This window comes from Phytohabitans maris (assembly GCF_031085175.1).
In the GTDB taxonomy this organism is placed as follows: Bacteria; Actinomycetota; Actinomycetes; order Mycobacteriales; family Micromonosporaceae; genus Phytohabitans; species Phytohabitans maris.
In genome coordinates this window covers 22,983-42,158 of sequence record NZ_JAVHUY010000043.1, presented here as the reverse complement: position 1 = coordinate 42,158, position 19,176 = coordinate 22,983, and the positions used below count along the sequence as shown (strand labels likewise).

Genomic DNA, 19,176 nt, shown 5'->3' with positions numbered 1-19,176 from the left:
GTGAACGTCATCGGGCCTCCGCGGGTACGAGTTCCTGGACGCTGGTGCCCCAGCCGACGGTGTGCGTAGCGCTCCGTTCGAGCCCTGCTCGGGAGATGACGTCGTCGAGCTCGGCGGCGGTGCGTACGCCGGAGCCGTGCACGGTGAGGGCGAGCAGGTCGGCTTCGCCGTCGTGTTCGTCGAGGTCGTCGGTGTCGAAGAGGTCTTCGACCAGCAGGACCCGGCCGCCGGGGAGGAGGTTCTCGGCTGCCCGCCGCAGCGCATGGGCGGCATCGGCATCGGCCAGGGTCTTGAAGGCGCGGATGATGAACACGACGTCGGCTGGCGGGCTGGGCTCGAAGACTGACTGCTCGACCACGCTGACGCGCGCGCGCTGCTGCTCGTCGGGGATGCTGTCGAGCAGGTCGCGGCGCAGCCATTCCGACTGTGCAGGCAACGCGCAGATCGTTACCCGGAGGTTTTCGTGGGCGGCGACGAACTCGCGGGCCTGGGCGCCCGCGCCGCCGGAGTGGAGCACCAGATGCCGGACACCTTTGAGGATGTCGGACGTGGCGATCGGCTCGGCCAGCGTCGCCTGGAACTTCGCCAGTCGTTCCAGGTAGCGATCCTCGTAGTCCTGTTCGGCCCGTACCTCGGCATAGGTCTGCCCGGTGACCGAGGCGTATGACGGCTGGCCGGTGCGGATCGACTCGGTGAGCCCGTAGATGCCGAGCATCTCGCGCCCCGCCACCCCGGCGGGGTGCAGGAGGTCGACCATGAACTCGACGGTCAGGACCTCACCTACTGGCGTCAGGCCGTAGTGGCCCGGTTCGGTCTCGGTCAGGACGTCCAGGGAGTGCAGGTAGCGCAGCAACTTGCCCAGCGCCCGCTCATTGGCATCCGCCCTGATGGCCAGGTCCTTCACGGCGGTCACGCCGCGGGAGATCATCTCGGGAACGCCCAGCTCGACGGCGGTGCGGATCGCCACCGGTGCAACCAGCTCGACCAGATCGTGGAGCTTCTCAAACGGGGTTCTCGTCTTCCCGGGGTCGGGCACCGCCCCGTCGGTCTCCAGCACGACAACCTCGCCGCGACGCCAGTACCCGATAAAGTCGATGTCCTCCTTGGACACTCCTCGGTCTTCGACCAGATGACGCCGGATGTTTCGCACCGTCGCCTGTTCCCCGGCGACCCACGCGAACGGCCTGCCGTCCCACCAGCCGCAGTTCCTGACCGCATCCACCAGATGGGTGGTCGTGCCGGCCTCGGCGCCGTTGCGCACGAGCCAGGTCACCTCGACGCCGGGCAGCTCACGCAACTTCTGGCGGTATTCTTTCTCGGCAACCTCGATGAACACCTGCGCCCTCGTGCCCTCGGGCAGCTCTTCGAGCAGGCGGGCGATCGCGGGGACGGTCGTGTCGTCTCCGGCGACCAGCAGCCAGTCCGCATCCTGCGGGAGCGCCCGCGACGAGCCCGGGCCGAAGAAATGGATGCGATCGCCGACCTGGGCGCGGTACGCCCAGGTGGTGCCGACGCCGATGCCGTGCTTGACAAAGTCGATGTCCAACTCGCCCGTCTTGGGCTCCCAACGACGCACGGTGTAGATCCGCGACAACGGCCGCGGATCTCTCGGCAGGTCCAGGCCCCTCTCCTTCTGCACCGGCAGCACCGGCTGGGCCTGGCCGGGGTAGCAGAACACCAGCCGGATGTCGTCGTCGAAGCCCGTCGAGTCGAACGCCGGCTGAGCGAAGCCGTTCGCCGAGGTGAACTCGCGCAGCTGCTCACCGGCCAACGTGATACGCCGCATCCCCGGCGTCAGGTCCCGCACACGTACGACCTCGACCTCTCGCAAGGTCAACGGGTGCACGGTGATCCGGCGTGAGGTCTTCGGCATGCTGAGAAACAGCCTTTCCGATCGCTACGAAGGTGACGAGGCCGCGCGCCACCATCGGCAGGAGGGCCGGTGCTTACGTTAGGCTATCCTTACTTCGCATGGTGTGCGTAGATCGCCATATAGTTAGGACACGGTGGGCGTGGATCTAGCTCCGCTGGGCACGAGTCGACCGCCGCCGATTCCTCGGGTGCGGTCGAGCGGCTCATGGGATCAGCCCGAGCATCTCTTGCTTTGGGTCCGTACGGGCTCGGCATGCGTCCGGATGGAGGGCAATCCGGAGTTTCGGCTCGCCGAAGGCGAGGGTGTCTGGATTCCGGCGGACGGGGGCAACCACTGGACGGTCGTCACTGAGCCAGGCACGGTCGCCTTCCCGCTGTTGACACATCCGAGCATCGCGGCCGCCTTGTCGGAGCCGAGGCGGTTCGTGATTCCCGATGGCTGGCAGGACTGGCTGATCCAGGGCTTCAACCTCATGGTCACGCCGCTGACCGGCCACGGATACTCCCAGGATGCGCTCGTCGATCTTCTCCGCGGCTCCGGTCGGCGACCGCCTGCGCGAAGCGGGGACACCCGGACGTACGCGGTCGATCCGCCGGTCATGCCGCGAGCCGGCGGAGCCCGACAAGTGGCCGACGAACTGCTTCGGAATCCCGCGCTCGACCTCACCGTCGCCCAATGGGCGGCACGGGTGCTGTCCAGCCCGCGTACCCTGCTCCGCGACTTCCGCGGTGACACCGGGCTGACCTTCGAGCAGTGGCGGCTGCGCTGCCGGTTGAGCGCGGCTGTCGAGCACATCGCAGCCGGCTACGGCATCGGTCAAGCGGCGGCACGAGTGGGTTTCGCCACTCACAGCGGTTTCACTCGCGCGTTCAAGCAGCAATTCGGGCTAACCCCTCACGAGTTCAGCCGGGCCATCTCCGCCCACTCTGTCGCAAGTGGGCTGACGCAACACGCAGCGGCGGCAAGCCAGGCCGACAACCTGATGCGCATGATGCGCGCGAAGGACACACCCGCCGCGCCTGACATGCTGCCCGTGGCTCGCACGCCGTCGCATACGAACAACGTCCACGTGCTCATCTGGACGTATCGCGGCAGCGGATATCTGGACGTCGGCGATCACCGCTACGAACAGGAACGAGGCGTCGCGACCTGGATCCCCGCGGGCTCGGAGCACACCATGGGTGTTCGCGAGAACTCGATCTCCCTGCCGCTCGGGAACGCCAGCACCGGCGACCTGCAACTGACCGAGCCGCTGCAGGTCCAGTTCTCGCCCGCCTGGGACGACTACCTGATGTTCTGCTCCATCTGCGCCCGCACCCCCGTGCGTCCGGACGACTACAACCCCAGCCATATCCTCGATCTGTTCGCCGATCAGGTCGCTGCGCAGCAAGCGCTGTCGCTACCGATGCCGACCGACTCACGGGCACGGGGAGCGGCCATGGACTACCTACGCCGCATCGGTACGTCCGGCGGGTCAGGGCTCGACGTGCCCGCCGACATCCACCGGGCCTTCCGCGAACAGACCGGTATGAGCTTCACCCGATGGTGCTACGCCGCCCGCATGCGCATCGCCCGAGACATGCTCGCCGGCGGTGCCAAGCCCAGCGCCGTCTCACGCCGCGTCGGCTACGCCCACCTGCCGACCTTCAGCGCCGCCTTCACCCGCTTCCACGGCCTATCACCGCGCGACTACCAGGAGCGCGAGACCGGGAAAGCCTGACCCATGTCCCCTGAGCTCGGGCCGGCAACGCGCCCCCGCAACATGGCCACGATGCGCAATCCGACCCCGACACCTTCCGTCTCGTGGGGTGGGGTCGGTGGTTTTGTTGGGTGTTGGTGTGTTGTGAATCGTGATGAAGGTGGGCATAGGGCGTGAGGTTGATGTGGTGGGGTTGGACGGTGGCCGGTGTAGGTAGGGTAGCCTAACCTGAGTTGTGTGGTGTGATCGTTTACCGGTCAACGGCTCGATCTGGTGTCAGGAGAAGTGGATGTGCTTCCGTTGACGACTTATGAGCGTGTGGGGTTGACTGCGTCCCAGCGGGGTAACTGGGCGGCGTGGGGTCTTGCGCCTGAGTCATCGGTGTTTTGTGCGGGTCAGTTGATCTGGCTGAATGGTCCGGTTGACCCGGCTGTGTTCGCGTCCTCGGTCAGTGTCGTCTTCTCGGAGACCGATGCGATGCGCGTTCGTTTCGGGGATGATGATGGTGTCCCTTTTCAGTACGTTGACACGGGGAAGACGCTTCAGACGAAGGTCGTGGATGGGGACCACGACGATGATCAGGTACGGGTGATGGCCCGGCGGCAACTGACCGGGATGCCAGCCGCTTCTGGAGAGCCGTCGACGTGTTCGACTCTCGTTCGTCGTGGGGACGGGGCTTGGGCGTGGATCCTTGTCACGAACGTTTTGCTCGTTGATGGCTACAGCGTCTCTCTTTTCATTCGTCGCGTTGCCGAGGTTTACTCCGCGGTGCGGGTAGGTGGTTCGGTCCCGGACCGTTGGTTCGGCAGGTTGAAAGATGTCGTGGACGCCGTCGAGCATGGCGGCTCTCGAGTCGAAGAGGGTGTGGCGTATTGGAGTGGCGTCCTCGGAGTTGAAGACCTCGGTTATGGGACGGTGGGGGACTTTTCCGAGGTCTTCGCATCTTCAGGTCAGCCAGTTGTCGTTCCGATACCTGACCACATGTACGTGAGGATTCAGCAACTCGCACGCGCCGCGCGGGTTTCCTGGACCGATTTCCTGATCGCTGTGTGGGGCGTTTACACCGCTCTGGTAGACGGCCGTGACCATGTCGCGGTCCGTGTTCCCCTGATGATGCGAGACGGTCGCGAGTTGCTGAGAACGCCAAGTGCGATCTCGCGGGCCACCCCAGTTGTCGTCCCGATCAGCCCATATCACACCTTCGCCGGTGTCCTCGAGAGTGTCGCGGACCAGTTGAAGGCTTCACGGCGCCACACCTTCATCGAAGACCATCAGATCGCTCGGTTGTGGCCGAGTGGTCAAGCGTCGTATCTCACGCTTCCGACGATCAACATCAGGCTCTTCGAACCGATGCGGCGCCTGCATGACCTGGTCGTGGCCCCTGAAACGATCAGTACCGGTCCGGTAGGGTCACTCGACCTCGCGGTGTACAGCGACCCGGAGTCCGGGATCCGGTTGGAGATATCGGTAGGTTCCGCCACCGGCGATGTGCTCTCGCACGCCGAGCGGTTCGGTCGTTTCCTTGACGGTGTCATCGACGGGTCTGCTACCCAAACCCTGTACGAGTTGAGCGCCGCGGTCACCCCGGACACTGATGGCCCAGACTCGCCATGGACGCGGGGAGAGGTACTTGGTGTCGCGCCGGCGACGGTGGACGTATTGGTGCGCCGCCGGGTGGCGGCTGGCCCGGACACGGTCGCGGTCATCGCCGATGACGGCACCGAACTCACCTACGGCGAGTTCGATACGCGGGTGAACGCGTTGGCTCGGCTATTGATCGATCAGGGCGTGCGGGTCGGGGACCGGGTCGCGGTCGCTATGCCACGCTCAGTGGACTCGGTGGTAGCGCTTACCGGGGTGATGCGGGCCGGAGCGGCGTATACGCCAATCGACCCGGAATATCCCACCGAACGCATCAAACACATTCTTGCCGACACCACACCCGCCGCGGTGATCGCAGACCACCACACCGCAGACACACACAGCCGCATACTGGGTGAATACCCCACACCAATACTCCAAATCGATGACCACGAAGTACAGCAACACCTGGCCGCCGGCGAGAAAACCGCACCAGTGCTAGCACGACCCTTGAACGACCTGGACACTGCCGTTGTGATATTCACCTCGGGAACGACGGGCAGACCGAAAGGCGTCGCCATTTCGCACCGCGCCCTCGTGAACCGCCTCGCCTGGGGTGAACGAATGCTGCAGTACAAGTCAGACAGCGTAGCGCTATCCAAGAGCGGTGTCGGCTTCGTCGACGCCGTCACCGAACTGTTCGGACCGATGATCGCAGGTACCCGAACCGTGGTAGTACCCGCACAGACCGCCCAGGACCCGGCCGGACTCCTTGAAACAGTCACCCGACACGCCGTCACACACCTGTTGAGCGTACCCAGCCTGGCCGACGTCCTGATCCGCCACCATGACGCGCCCACAGCATTAGCCTCGGTTCAGCACTGGATCTCTTCCGGCGAAGCACTCAGCCGGGACACCGCCAACACGCTACGAACCACCGCACCACACGCCGTACTGCACAACTTCTACGGCTCGACCGAGATCACCGGCGACGGCACGACAGCCATCATCACCAACACCGAACACACCCCCATCGGCACCCCGGTGCCCAACACGACCGTGCGTGTCCTCGACACCTGGCTACGTCCGGTCCCCGTCGGTGCGGCCGGCGAACTCTACCTAGGCGGAGTCCAACTCGCCGACGGATACACCGCCCGCCCAGCCTTGACCGCCGACCGGTTCGTCGCCGACCCATTCAGTAACGAGGGCACACGGCTATACCGCACAGGCGACATCGTCCGGTGGAACCCCCAAGGACAACTGGAATACCTCGGCCGCAGCGACGACCAAGTAAAGATACGCGGATTCCGAATCGAACTCGACGAAATCCGCACAGTCCTCCAGAAACACCCATGGGTATCAGCCGCGGCAGTCACCGCCCTCGACCACCCAGCCGGCGGCAAATACCTCGCCGCATACCTAACCACAGCCAGCCCCCCACCCGCCGAGGAAACCGTACTACTCGACACACTACGCGAGCATCTCGCACGCTCACTACCGCAGTACATGACGCCAGCCACCTTGACCCGCCTGGACAGACTCCCCGTCACAGCCAACGGCAAACTGGACCGCCGCGCACTACCCAAACCAGACCCCACCACAGACACGGCCGGCGGCCGACCACCACAAACCGAAACCGAAATCGCCATCGCCACCATATTCCGCGACGTACTACACCTCAACAACAGCACCCCCCTCCACGCCAACAACGACTTCTTCCGCCTCGGCGGACACTCCCTACTAGCAACACGAGTCATCGCACGAACAAACGCCCTACTCGGCACCACACTCACCCTCCGAGACATCTTCGACCACCCCCGCATCGACCAACTCGCCCAAATCACCACCACCAAAACCACCAAAACCACCAACCCACAAATCGGCCAACTACCACGCCCAACCCCACTACCAGCCTCACACGGACAACAAGCACTCTGGCTGATCGATCAGTTGGGTGGGCCGGGTGGGCGGTATGTGGTGCCGGCGGTGCTGCGCTTGTATGGCGATCTGGATCCAGATGCTCTGGTCATGGCGGTACGGGATGTGGTTTCTCGTCACGAGGCACTGCGCACACTCTTGGTGGAGGAAGGCGGCACGCTGCGTCAGGTCGTCATCCAGGCGAATGAAGCGGACGACCGGCTCGCTCTGCTCGTCGAGGATGTCACGAGTGTGGATGCCGCTGGCGTGGATGCGCGGGTGGGCGCGGTGGTACAGGCCGGGTTTGATCTCGCGGTCGATATCCCGATCCGTGTCGCGCTGCTGCGGACCGGCGATGACGAGTGGGTGTTCGTTGTCGCGGTACATCACCACGCGGTGGACGAATGGTCGTTCCCGTCGCTACTGGGCGACTTGTCGACCGCTTATCAGGCGCGGGCCGCGGGACAGGAGCCGGGATGGATGCCATTGCCGGTGCAGTACGCGGACTACGCGATCTGGCAACGCGATGTCCTGGGTGAGGCGTCGGATTCGGGTTCACTGCTTTCCAAGCATCTTGCCTATTGGTGTGACGTGCTCGCGGATGCCCCCGAGGAGTCCACGATCACTCTGGACCGGACCCGACCGGTAGCACCGACCCACCGCGGTGCGGATCTACGGTTCACCATCGATCCGCAGGTGGTGACCGGCCTGCGAAAGGTCGCGGATGAGCAGGGCGTGAGCATGTTCATGACTATCCAGGCCGCGACCGCGTTGACCGTCTCGGCGCTGGGCGCCGGTGAGGACGTGGTGATCGGTTCACCAGTCGGTGGGCGCACGGAGGACGGCCTGGAAGACCTGGTCGGATACTTCGTGAACACGCTACCGATCCGCCATCGGTTCCACGCCGGTGACTCGATCACCGACGTGCTGCAGAACACCAAACGAGCGGTACTCGGCGGGTTCGAGCACCAGGCCGCGCCCTTCGAAGAAATCACCCGTGCTCTGGGCACCGAGCGATCCGTTGGCCGTAACCCCCTCTTCCAGATCATGCTCACCCACCGCGTCGTTGAAGGCCGCCGCGACGATGGCCTTCAGATCAGGAATGTCAAGACGGTGCCGACTACCGCGGCGGTGGGCGCAGTCAAGACCGATCTCGACCTTGACATCTTTGATTCGCCTAACGATCTGAGAGGGAAACTCTCTTACGCGACCGATCTGTTCGATCGCGCTACTCCTGAGCGGTTTGTTGTCGTCTTCAAGTCGGTGCTGGCGGCGATCGCTGCTGGTCCCGAGGCGCGGCTCGGTGATATGGACCTGCTGCCCGCACCGGAGTTGCGAGAACTCGATGCGTGGTCGCGTGGTGAGACGTTCGATGTTCCCGGGGCGACTGTTGACGAGTTAGTGCGCCGGCAGGTAGCGGCGAGCCCGGATGTGGTCGCGGTCATCGCTGACGACGGCACTGAACTTACCTATGGCGAACTTGATGCGCGGGTCAACGCTCTCGCGCACCTCCTCGTTGAGGAGGGCGTGCGGGTTGGGGATCGGGTCGCGGTCGCTATGCCGCGCTCGGCCGATTTGGTGGTCGCTTTGGCTGGGGTGATCCGTGCCGGGGCGGCGTACGTGCCGATCGACCAAGACTATCCAGCCGAACGCGTCAAGCACATTCTTGAGGACGCCACACCATGTGCCGTGATCACAGACCAGCACACCGCCGATGTCTATCATCACGTGCTCACCGATCATCCTGCGGGCATGCTGCTCATCGACGACGAGCTCGTGCAGCGACACCTCGATGCCGGCGTGATCGACCCACCACAGTTGTCGCGTCCACTGCTCCCGGCTGATGCCGTGTACGTGATCTTCACTTCCGGCACCACCGGACGCCCCAAAGGCGTTCAGATCACCCACCAAGCAATGGTCAACCGACTGCGGTGGATGCGTGATGACTACCGGATCGATGAGTCGGATCGGGTGCTGTTGAAGACCCCATTCGTGTTCGACGTGTCGGTGTGGGAGTTCTTCTTGCCGCTGGTTACTGGTGCAGTGGTGATCGTGGCGCGGGACGGCGGACATAAGGATCCACACTATCTGCTCAAAGTGATTGATCGTCGCGGTGTGACGATAACTCATTTTGTGCCGTCGATGCTGCAGGCATTGCTCACCTCGGACCCGAACCGGACGTCGGTGGACTCGGTACGGCGAGTGTTCTTCTCTGGCGAGGTGTTACCCGTTTCGCCTGCGGCCGGTGCCGTTGTGTTATTCGAGAACGCGGACTTGCACAACCTATACGGGCCGACGGAGGCGGCCGTGGATGTGACCGCTCACCCGGTGGTTCAGGCCGAGCTTGTCGATGCGGTGGGGGTGCCGATCGGTGTTCCGGCGGCGAATACGACGGTGCGTGTTCTTGACACGTGGTTGCGTCCGGTCCCGGTCGGTGTGGCCGGCGAACTCTACCTGGGCGGGGTCCAACTCGCCGACGGATATGCGGCCCGCCCGGGCTTGACCGCTGACCGGTTCGTCGCCGACCCGTTCAGTGACGAGGGCGCACGGCTGTACCGCACAGGTGACATCGTGCGGTGGAACTCCCAAGGACAGCTGGAGTACCTCGGCCGCAGCGACGATCAGGTGAAGATACGCGGGTTCCGGATCGAGCTCGACGAGATCCACACGGTCCTCCAGGAACATCCATGGGTGTCAGGTGCGGCAGTCATCGCGCTCGATCACCCAGCCGGCGGCAAGTACCTCGCGGCATACGTGACCACGGCCAGCCCCGCACCGGTCGAGGAAACCGTACTGCTCGACACACTGCGCGAGCATCTCGCACGGTCACTGCCGGAGTACATGGTGCCAGCCACCGTCACACGCCTGGACAGGTTCCCCGTCACAGCGAACGGGAAGCTGGACCGCCGCGCACTGCCCGAACCGGACCTCGCCGCGGACACGGCCGGCGGCCGAGCACCAGAAACCGAAACCGAGATCGTCCTCGCCACCATATTCCGCGACGTACTACACCTCAACGACGACACCGACCTCCACGTGGACAACGACTTCTTCCGCTTGGGTGGCGACAGCATTTCCGCGACACGACTCGTTGCCTACGCTCGTGAGCACAATCTGACGTTCAATCTGCGTGACGTGTTCGTGCGGCGCACTATCGGCGCCCTCGCTGCGCTGCTTGCACCGTCGATGCACGGCGCCATTTCGGCGGAGCCGGTTCTCATTCCAACTTCGGCTGCCCTCGAGCGGTTGCGCGAGGCGGACATTGCACCCGATGGGTACGTGTTTACTGAACGCATCAGTTTGCCCGCGCAGTCGACGAGCGAATCGGTCGCCTCGTCTTTCCGATCGCTCGTCGCTAACACGGACGCGCTTCGCCTATCAATTGACACCACCAGCCGGCGGCTCTGGTTTACCCACCTCCTACCTCCAGAGACAGTCCAGCCCCAGAGTGTGGAGTTGACTGCCAATCCAAACGTCAACATTGACGCAATCAGGTCGGCCGCCGTCGATCTCATTGATATCTCGGCCGGCAGCCCGGCCGCCCTCGCATACACACGCGACCCCGAGCAGACGGTGGCAGTGCTCGCCGTCCACGCGGCAACCGTCGACCGGGCGTCTCTGCACCGTCTGGCGGAGGCACTTCAGCGGTCCGTGTCCGGCGTAGCGGAAGTGTCCCGCCCACCAGCGCTCGTCCCCGCGCTCGAAGCCATCGAAGCAGCCGGCGATGCCGTCGCTACGGACGGTCTCGATCGCTGGAAAGACCTTCTCGCCCGAGCGCAGACGACCGACGAACCCACCTTTGCTTCTGCCGCCGTCTCCACCTTCCGCTGGGATAGCTCCCTTACGGACGACGTCGTCAACGACGCCATTCGCAGCGCACTCCATTCAACGGGAATCGCGCGACTAATCGGCGGCGTGGTCGACGAGGAAGTCACACTGACTCCCCATGACGACACGATGTCAGTCGGTCCGTTCACCGCGGCCGCTACCGTCGCTCTCGACGAGGCCGAGCCGACCAGAACCGCCGAGCTGGCACTGCTGCGTTACCATAACAAGACCGGACGCAGGGCATTGCGACGTGCGCCCTCTCCCGCGGTGCTCCTCACGCGGGTGTATGGGCCGGATGGCGGGTCAGCGGCTCCAGAGGGCACCGAGCAGCTGTATCGCGCGGTTATCCGGTATCGCATCGATCCGGACGCGACAACAATCACTTTCCTCGGCTTCGTGGAAAAGGTGGTCACCGATCTCAAAAAAGCTATGCCAGACGCACTCCGTCGGGCAGCCAGGAAACGTCAACGCTCCCAGGTCGAGGGAGGGTGAGGAACGTCGTTGACTGACTCGTGTGGCGAGCGGACGGATGGGAGGCCATCGTGGAAAGGCGATCTGGTTTGACGAACTCGTCGTCGCCTGCTGGCGTGAGTCCGGTCCCGGTAGCTGCCAGGAGACTCAGTGGCAGGCTGGCGGGGTAACGACTCAGGCGAGCGAGCCTGCGCGTCGTCCGATCACCATTCCCGCAGTCAGACCGGAACCTGTCGGGTAGTTTCCGCTGAAGAGGCCGCCGAGCGTTTCACCGCAGGCGAAAAGTCCTGGGATAGGCGAACCGGACACATCAAGCACTCGGCCGTCAACGTCACCGCGAAGGCCGCCAAAGGTGAAACTGACTCCACAAGTCACTGGATACGCGTAGTACGGTGGCGCCGCGACCGCCGCTGCCCAGTTGCTCTTGATGGGCTCCACCGACGCGCTGCGGCCGTCCTTGATCGTTGGATCGAGCGGATGGCTGGCGTCGATCGATGCGTTGAATTCCCGAACCGTCTGCACGAATCCGTCGATGTCGACGCCCATGGCCGCGGCGAGCTCCTCGACGCTGTTGGCGATGATCGGGGTGATTCCGGGCATCTCATACTCGTACGCGTCGAGCATCAATCGCGACTTCGCATCGAATACCTGAAACGCGACCGATCCCGGCTGTTCAAGGATCAACTTGCCGTGCTTCGCGTACGTATAGTTGCGAAAGTCCGCACCTTCGTCGAGGAATCGTTGACCCTGGCGGTTGACAACGATGCCGAGCGGGTAGCCGTACCGGCTGAGCCGGTTTGTCAAGGAACGATTGCTCTCGTTTTCGGGAAATGATGCGTCCCACGGAACACTATGACAACTCGACCAGTCGCCTCCACGGTCTGCACCTATCTCCAGGGCCGCTCTGATCAGGTCTCCGGTGTTGTACGGCGTGCCACGCACCTTCGCGTGCTGCCACCCGTCTCCCAAGTAGCACTGACGCCATTGCGCGTTCGCCTCGAAACCGCCACTGGCGATCACCACCGACTCCGCTGGAAACTCCTGATCGCCTATCCGAACGCCAACGACCGCACCACCATCAGTCGACAGCCCTGTGACCGGGCAGTCGTAGTGCACCTCGACTCCGAGTCGGGTTGCGACGCGCTCATGGTCCGACATCAGCCCACGCCCACCGTCGACGTTGCACACGTGCGCTTCACCCCAGAACACGAAGGTCCCATCGGGACGCTCGTGAGCTTGCCGCTCGTACATCAGCTGGAATCGCAGTCCCAAGTCATGTAGCCAGCGGACCGTGTCACGCGAGCCTTCGACGACAGCCTCGGCGAGTTCTTTATCGCCCCGTCCCTCGGTGACCCGCTCAAGATCGGCCAGGAACTCTGCCGCCGAGTATGGCGGGACCACGGTACGCGCGTGACGCTCATCCGGCTCGAGGACCTCGAGCAGGTCGTCGAGCCCGTCGTGCGCCATCCGGGTCGTACCTAGCGTGTAATAGCTGTTCCCACCGGCATGCGCTCGCGGCGCCTTCTCCAGCAACACCACGCGTCGCCCCCGTTCGGCCGCCGCGTGAGCCGCGCAGTAGCCAGCGTTTCCTCCACCTACCACTACAACATCCGCGTTGCGCATGTCCGCCTCACTGCCGTAACCGACGAACGACAAAAGGTATCGCGACAACCACCGATTGCAGTGCCGAGACTGCGCCGCCCCACATCTGAAGGTGGATGATCGAACAATAGCATCCGCCCTTAGGTTAGGCTAACCTCATGCTCGATCCATCGCGCGGCGATGTTCGCGGCCAGGACCCAGCCCTGGTTGACCGCCGACCTTGCTCGGGTAGGGTCGATGTTGCCTTCGTCGGCCCGCACGATCTGAGCCCGGCCAACGACGATCGGACCACGGAGCGGCCGCATCGACGGTTCCTGCCACCCCCACGGACCTGCCCAGGCGATCACCCGGACCCGTACCGCTCGGCCCAGACCAGGTCGCGAAGGACTCCGGCGCCGACCCAGGCGTTCGGGATCTGCTCGTCGCGAACCGCCACGAGGACGTCCATCATCCATTCGCTCGACCGAGTGACTGCCGCCAGAGCGTCTGTCACTGGGTTGTCTTCTCGGCTTCGGGCGTACGTTTCGCCGTCGGCTCGCGCCGCCAACGTCAACATCGGCGCCTCGGGGCAGAGATCGGCGGCAAGAAGGAGACCGGCGGCGGCCGTGAGTCCGGCTCGGATCCATGGCGGGCGTACATGCGCCGGGCTACGAGCACGATCAGCTACTCCGGCGAGCTTCGGCTCGCCCGGGACGTCAGCTTCCTGTAGCTCGGCGCTGTGCCGCGTCGTGGGGTCCGCGTGGTCGTAGCGGTAGTCGACCAGCAGGGCCGGGCGCGTTCGTCAACGACATCGCGTGATCAGTAAATATACGGAACGTTTGATTTACCGCCCCTGGGTCTCTAGCCTCACTTAGGTGAGCCTAACCTCAGACACCCTCGGGTCGGTCGTGGCTCGCCACCGTGGGCGGCTGGCGCTGTCCGCTTTGCTCGCGGTGGTTGCCGGTGCCTGCTCGCTCGCCCCGTACGTCGCGGTGTACGCGGTGACGGTCGCCCTGTTCGACGGCCCACCCTCCGGTTCGGCCACGATCGGCTGGATCGCGGCGGCCACGGCTGCGGCGTTGGTCGTGCGGGCTGTCGCGTCCGGCCTGTCGACGCAGGTGGCTCACGTCGCTGCGTACCGGATTCTGGCCGGGCTGCGCCTGGCGATCGCCCGGCAGATGCGGCGCCTGCCGCTCGGACGTGTGCAGGCGCGCTCGACCGGGGAGACGAAGAAGCTGCTGCACGACGATGTCGAACAGTTGGAGGAGGCGCTGGCGCACGGCGTGCCGGACCTGGCCGCCGCCGCGGCGGTGCCGGTCACCACGACCGCGTTGCTGATGTTCGTGGACTGGCAGCTCGGCCTGGTCGCGCTGGGTTCGCTGGTGCTGCTAGTTGCCGTCTCCGGCATCGGAATGGCGTTGGCCGCATCGGGCGACAAGGAGCTCGCGGCGCGTACGGCGGTGCTCAACAAGGCCGTGACGGGCTACCTGCAGGGCATCAAGGTGATTCGGGGGTTCCTGCGCCCCGACTCGGGGTACGACCAGGCCCGCGACGCTGTCGTCACCGGTGCCGAGCGGTACCGCGCCACGTCGGGGCCGATGCGGTGGCTGGTGTCGGCCACGACCGTCGGCACCGGGTTCGCGGTGGCAGCGCTGCTGCCCGTGGCCGGGCTGAGGTTTGCCGACGGCGGGATCGGGTTGGCCACGCTGGCGCTGTTCCTCCTGCTGGCACTCGGCTACCTGACCCCACTCATCGGGTTCGTCGGTGTGATCGCCACGGTGATGATCCGCGTCCGGTTCGCCGCTACCGCGATCCGGGAGTTCCTCGCCGAGGAGCCACTGCCCGAGCCGGCCGAGCCGCAGGTACCGGAGCGGTTCGACATCCAGCTGCGAGGCGTCTCGTTCGCCTATGCGGCCGGCGCCCCACCGGTGCTGCGTGACGTCGAGCTGTACATCCCCGAGGGTGCGCGGTTCGCGCTGGTCGGCCCGACCGGCGCTGGCAAGTCCACGATCGCCCGGCTGGTTACGCGGTTCTGGGACGCGACTGCCGGCACCGTGATGATCGGCGGTGTCGACGTTCGCGACATTCCCTCGGCCGAGCTGGCGCGGCTCGTCGCCTTCGTGCAGCAGGACGAGTACGTGTTCGCCGCGACCCTGCGGGAGAATGTGCGGATCGCCCGCCCCGGCGCCTCCGATGCCGAGGTCGAGGCGGCCTGCCGCGCGGCCCAGCTGGGGGCGCTCGCCGACCAGCTCCCACAGGGGTGGGACACTCCGCTGCCGGCCGGTGGCGGCACGCTTTCGGGTGGCCAGCGCCAGCGCGTCTCGGTCGCGCGGGCGCTGCTCAAGGACGCGCCGATCGTCGTGTTCGACGAAGCCACGGCGTCGCTCGGCGTGCAGACCGAGCAGGCCACGCTGGAGGCGGTCGCGGCTCTGACCGCCGGGCGCACTGTCGTCGCGATCGCACACCGGCTCGCCACGATCCGCGGCAGCGACCAGATCGCGTACGTCGCGGACGGCGAGATCGTGGGGCAGGGCACGCACGAGGAACTGCTTGCCGGCAGCACCGGCTACCGCGCGCTGTGGGACGCCTACGCCCGGGCGGTGGGCTGGCGGCTGGAGCGGCCCGACGACGCGCCGGCACCGGCACTGCCAACCGGCCTGGCGGACGGCCCGGTTACGGCCGCGACGATCGACCCGTGGGAGGCCGCGGCCCGGTCCGTCGTGGTGCCAGGCCTTGGCGCGATGGGCTTCGTCCGGCAGTGGCGCGCTCTGCTCGGCCGCGGCTGGCCGACACTGCTGCGGCGCGGCCTGCCCGCGCTGCTGCTGGACGGCATGGTGCGCGGTATCCCGCTGCTGGCGGTGTTCCTGGTACTGGACGCCGCCGTGGACGAGGTCGCTGGCGGCGAGGCGCTGACGTCCACGTTCGTTTGGACAGTCACCTGGGTGCTCGGGGTTGGGCTCCTGCTACGGCTGTTGACGGCGCAGTGGGCCAACGGCGTCGTCTGGCAGGTGTCGGCCGTCGCGAAGGCCGATGTGCAACTGTCCATTGTGGAACGCCTGCGGCGGGTGCCGCTGGGTTTCCTTTCCCGTTTCGACAACGGCCGCGTCACGACTCTGATCGGCAACGACATCGTGATGCTGGACATCCAGAACATCCCGCAGCGGGTCTCCGGCGCGTTGCTCCAGGCTGTGTATGCCGCGATGATCCTGGCGGTCGTCGACTGGCGGCTGGCGCTCGCCGCTCTGATCGGCTTCCCGCTGTTCTTCGTCATCGCGATCTGGAGCGACCGCGTCTACCGTCGGGTGTTCGCCGACGTGCACGCCGCCCGGCGGGAAGCGGCGACGGTCCTGATCGAGCAGGCGCGCGGGGCGGCTGTGCTTCGCGGCAACCCGGCTTCGTCCATCGCCACCCGGTACGCGGCCGCCGTGGACCGGCTACGCGATGCCAGCGTCGCGACGTCGGTGCGGGCCACGCCGGCCGTGGCCTTGGGCGCGATCGCCGTCGAGTCCGGCCTGGTAGTGCTGATCCTCGCCGGCAGCGCCTTCTATACGTCCGGGGTGGTGGCGGCGACGACCTTGCTGCTGTTCCTGATGCTCACGCTCACGCTGTACCAACCCGTCCAGGAGTTGAACAACCTCGCGGGGTACCGGCGCAACCAGCAGCAGATCGCCCAGCAGATCGCCCAGGTGTGGGACGCCCCGGTGCTCGCCGAACCGGCCCGCCTCGCCACGCCCGCGGACGCCTCGATCGAGTTCCGCGGCGTGGGATTCACCTACGATGAACGCGACCCGGCCGAACCTGCCGACGAGGGTGTGCGCCAGGTGCTGCGGGACGTGTCGTTCAAGGCTCGGCCCGGAACGGTCACGGCTCTGGTGGGTCCCTCAGGCGCGGGCAAGTCCACCATCGCCAACCTCGCTGCGCGGTTGTGGGACGTCGACACCGGCGCGGTCTTCATCGGCGGCCAGGACCTTCGCGACCTCGGCAGCGACGTCGTCATGCGGATGGTTACCACGGTCTACCAGGACGTGTACCTGTTCCACGACACGATCCGCTACAACGTCACCCTCGGGCGCCCCGAGGCTACCGACGACGAGATCTGGGCCGCACTGACCGCGGCACAATGCGATGACGTCGTGCGGGCCCTCCCGGACGGGTTGGAGACGGTCCTCGACGACGGCGGCACGAGCCTTTCCGGCGGCCAGCGTCAACGGCTCTCTATCGCGCGCGCCCTGCTGAAGGACTCACCGATACTCATCCTCGACGAGGCGGTCGCCAGCGTCGACCCCGATACCGAGGCCCGTATCCAGGACGCGATCGGCCGGCTCGCCGCCGGCCGCACGGTGCTCGTCATCGCCCACCGGCTCGAGACCGTGCAACGCGTCGACCAGTTGTTGTGGCCGGAGCAGAGCAAGAGCCACGCGCCCCTTTCCCTGACGGCCAACTCGAAATGATCGTGAACTGGGGCAGTGGCCGGCGCGAGTCACGAACCGCTCGTGGCGGAGGAGCCGAGGACGCAGAGCTTTTCCAGCGTGCGCTGTACGGTGTTGTCCCGCTCGAGCAGGTAGAGGTGACCGCCCGGATGCGTGTGGAGGCTGAACCGCGATTCGGTGTGCCGACCCCACGCTGCGACGTCACCGACGGGCACCGACGGATCGGCCGAGCCGCCGAACGCGGCGATCGGGAAGGTCTCCACGGCGGTCATGTCCGCCCGCGAGGTCGGCAGCAGTAGCTCTGCCAGGTCAGGCTGCGTAAGGGCGCCGGCGGGCGTACCTTCCAGCGACATGGCCCAGTGGTGCGCCGGCCCACCCGCACGCTGCTGACAGCGTTCCAGCAACAGCGCTGGCGCACACCGGACGCGCCCGCGCTGCGGTGCGACGGCGTGGAGCCGACCTACGCCCAGCTCGACGAGCGGGCTGCCCGCTCGCCCGCAGCCTGCGTGCCCAGGGCGTACGCGCCGGTGGTCGGCCTGCACCGCGGCGTTGAGCTGTTCGTTGCCGTCTACGCGCTGTTACACCTCGGGGCGGTGTACTTGCCCGCCTGGCCGGCCCGGGTTTGCGGGGTGCTGCCGCCGGCCGCCGGACCTTCCGTGGAATCCGACGTAGGCTTCGACAGCACCGCGTACGTGCTCTTCACATCCGGGTCCACCGGCCGGCCCAAGGGCGTGCGGATCAGCCACCGGGCCTTCGACGTCTCCATCTGGGAGCTGTACTGGCCGTTACAGGTGGGCGGCTGCGTCGTGATCGCCCGGCCCGGCGGCCACCCCGACCCCGGCTACCGGGCCCGGCTCATCGCGGACGAACGGATCAGCACCGTCCACTTCGTACCATCGAGGCTGCGGGCGTTCTGCGCCGACCCGACCAGCGCGGACGGCGGCGCGAGCGGCACGCTGACCCTCGTACGGACCGCGACCGGCCGGCTCGGTGTGGCATTGACACCTCTACGGTCCGGCCGAGGCGGCCGTCGACGCGACCTATTGGGACTGCGACCCGGACCTGGACGGCGAGACCGTCCCCATCGGACGGCCTGTGTGGAACACCCGCGCGTACGTGTTGGACGCCACGGGACGGCCGGTGCCACCGGGCGCCTGCGGCGAACTGCACTTGGCCGGCGTCCAGCTCGCCGACGGATACGCCGGCCGCGACGACCTCACCGCAGAACGACTCCCGGCCGACCCGTTCGTGCCCGGCGAGCGCGTGTACCGCACCGGCGACCTGGCCAGCTGGCGCGGCGATGGGGCGCTGTTGTACCGCGGCCGGGCCGACGCCCGCCGAACCTTCAGGATCACCGCAACACGCAGTGATCCGCCTACCGGCCGGTTCCGGCTCCGGCGCGCCCGCCGTGCAGACCCCCACCATGGCCGTGTACAGTGATCCCCCGTGCGGCCCTCGGGCGGCGATAGGACGGTGCACCCGTTCCGACGCCACCGGTAGAGTGGACGCACAAGTCCGGGTGGCGGAATGGCAGACGCGCTAGCTTGAGGTGCTAGTGCCCGTATAGGGCGTGGGGGTTCAAGTCCCCCCTCGGACACAAACCCACAGCATATCTGCTTGATTTGACGTACCGGTGGTCAAACCTGTCTAACCACCCAAATCGAGGCCCTCACAGTCCGACTGACAGCGGCGAACCGGCGCTGGGGGTGGTCCTCGTGACCGCCTCGGTCGTCTCCCCAGTCGTCCCGCCCCCGGTTGCTGATGCCTGGCAGACCAGGCAGGTCAATGGCCGCCAC

The 19,176-nt window shown here is 66.1% G+C and carries 6 protein-coding genes, 1 tRNA gene and 2 pseudogenes; 6 read left to right on the top strand and 3 right to left on the bottom strand.

Going from position 1 to position 19,176, the window contains the following annotated elements; all coding sequences use genetic code 11:
• Positions 1-7: 7 nt before the first annotated feature.
• Positions 8-1,807, bottom strand: a complete 1,800-nt coding sequence (locus RB614_RS33925) for an SIP domain-containing protein (RefSeq protein ID WP_308716789.1) — start codon at positions 1,805-1,807, stop codon at positions 8-10.
• Positions 1,808-2,135: 328 nt separating this feature from the next.
• Here RB614_RS33925 and RB614_RS33920 point away from each other — a divergent pair, with 328 nt between their 5' ends.
• Entirely contained in the window at positions 2,136-3,593 is a 1,458-nt protein-coding gene (locus RB614_RS33920) for an AraC family transcriptional regulator (protein WP_308716788.1), read from the top strand.
• Between the two features lie 279 nt (positions 3,594-3,872).
• Positions 3,873-11,390 carry a non-ribosomal peptide synthetase gene (locus RB614_RS33915; RefSeq protein ID WP_308716787.1) on the top strand — a complete coding sequence of 2,506 codons (7,518 nt, stop codon included), beginning with the start codon at positions 3,873-3,875 and terminating at the stop codon, positions 11,388-11,390.
• Between the two features lie 153 nt (positions 11,391-11,543).
• Here the strand turns inward: RB614_RS33915 and tcuA are convergent, their stop codons facing one another.
• Entirely contained in the window at positions 11,544-12,992 is a 1,449-nt protein-coding gene (tcuA, locus tag RB614_RS33910) for an FAD-dependent tricarballylate dehydrogenase TcuA (protein WP_308716786.1), read from the bottom strand.
• Positions 12,993-13,825: 833 nt separating this feature from the next.
• Here tcuA and RB614_RS33905 point away from each other — a divergent pair.
• The gene (locus tag RB614_RS33905; RefSeq protein WP_308716785.1) at positions 13,826-17,401 is read left to right on the top strand and encodes an ABC transporter ATP-binding protein; all 3,576 of its coding nucleotides are present in this window, start codon (positions 13,826-13,828) and stop codon (positions 17,399-17,401) included.
• A 29-nt stretch (positions 17,402-17,430) separates the two neighbouring features.
• On the opposite strand, the gene RB614_RS33900 is transcribed toward RB614_RS33905, so the two are convergent.
• Complete coding sequence (locus tag RB614_RS33900) at positions 17,431-17,733, bottom strand: thioesterase II family protein (protein WP_308716784.1); 303 nt, start codon at positions 17,731-17,733, stop codon at positions 17,431-17,433.
• A gap of 6 nt (positions 17,734-17,739) precedes the next feature.
• Here RB614_RS33900 and RB614_RS44410 point away from each other — a divergent pair.
• The 3 genes and pseudogenes from RB614_RS44410 to RB614_RS33885 all read left to right on the top strand — a co-directional run.
• Positions 17,740-18,093, top strand: a pseudogene (locus RB614_RS44410) (hypothetical protein); the annotation flags it as partial.
• A 301-nt stretch (positions 18,094-18,394) separates the two neighbouring features.
• Positions 18,395-18,820: pseudogene (locus RB614_RS33890) on the top strand (AMP-binding protein); the annotation flags it as partial.
• A 73-nt stretch (positions 18,821-18,893) separates the two neighbouring features.
• A tRNA-Leu gene (locus RB614_RS33885) sits at positions 18,894-18,977 on the top strand.
• Positions 18,978-19,176 lie beyond the last annotated feature (199 nt).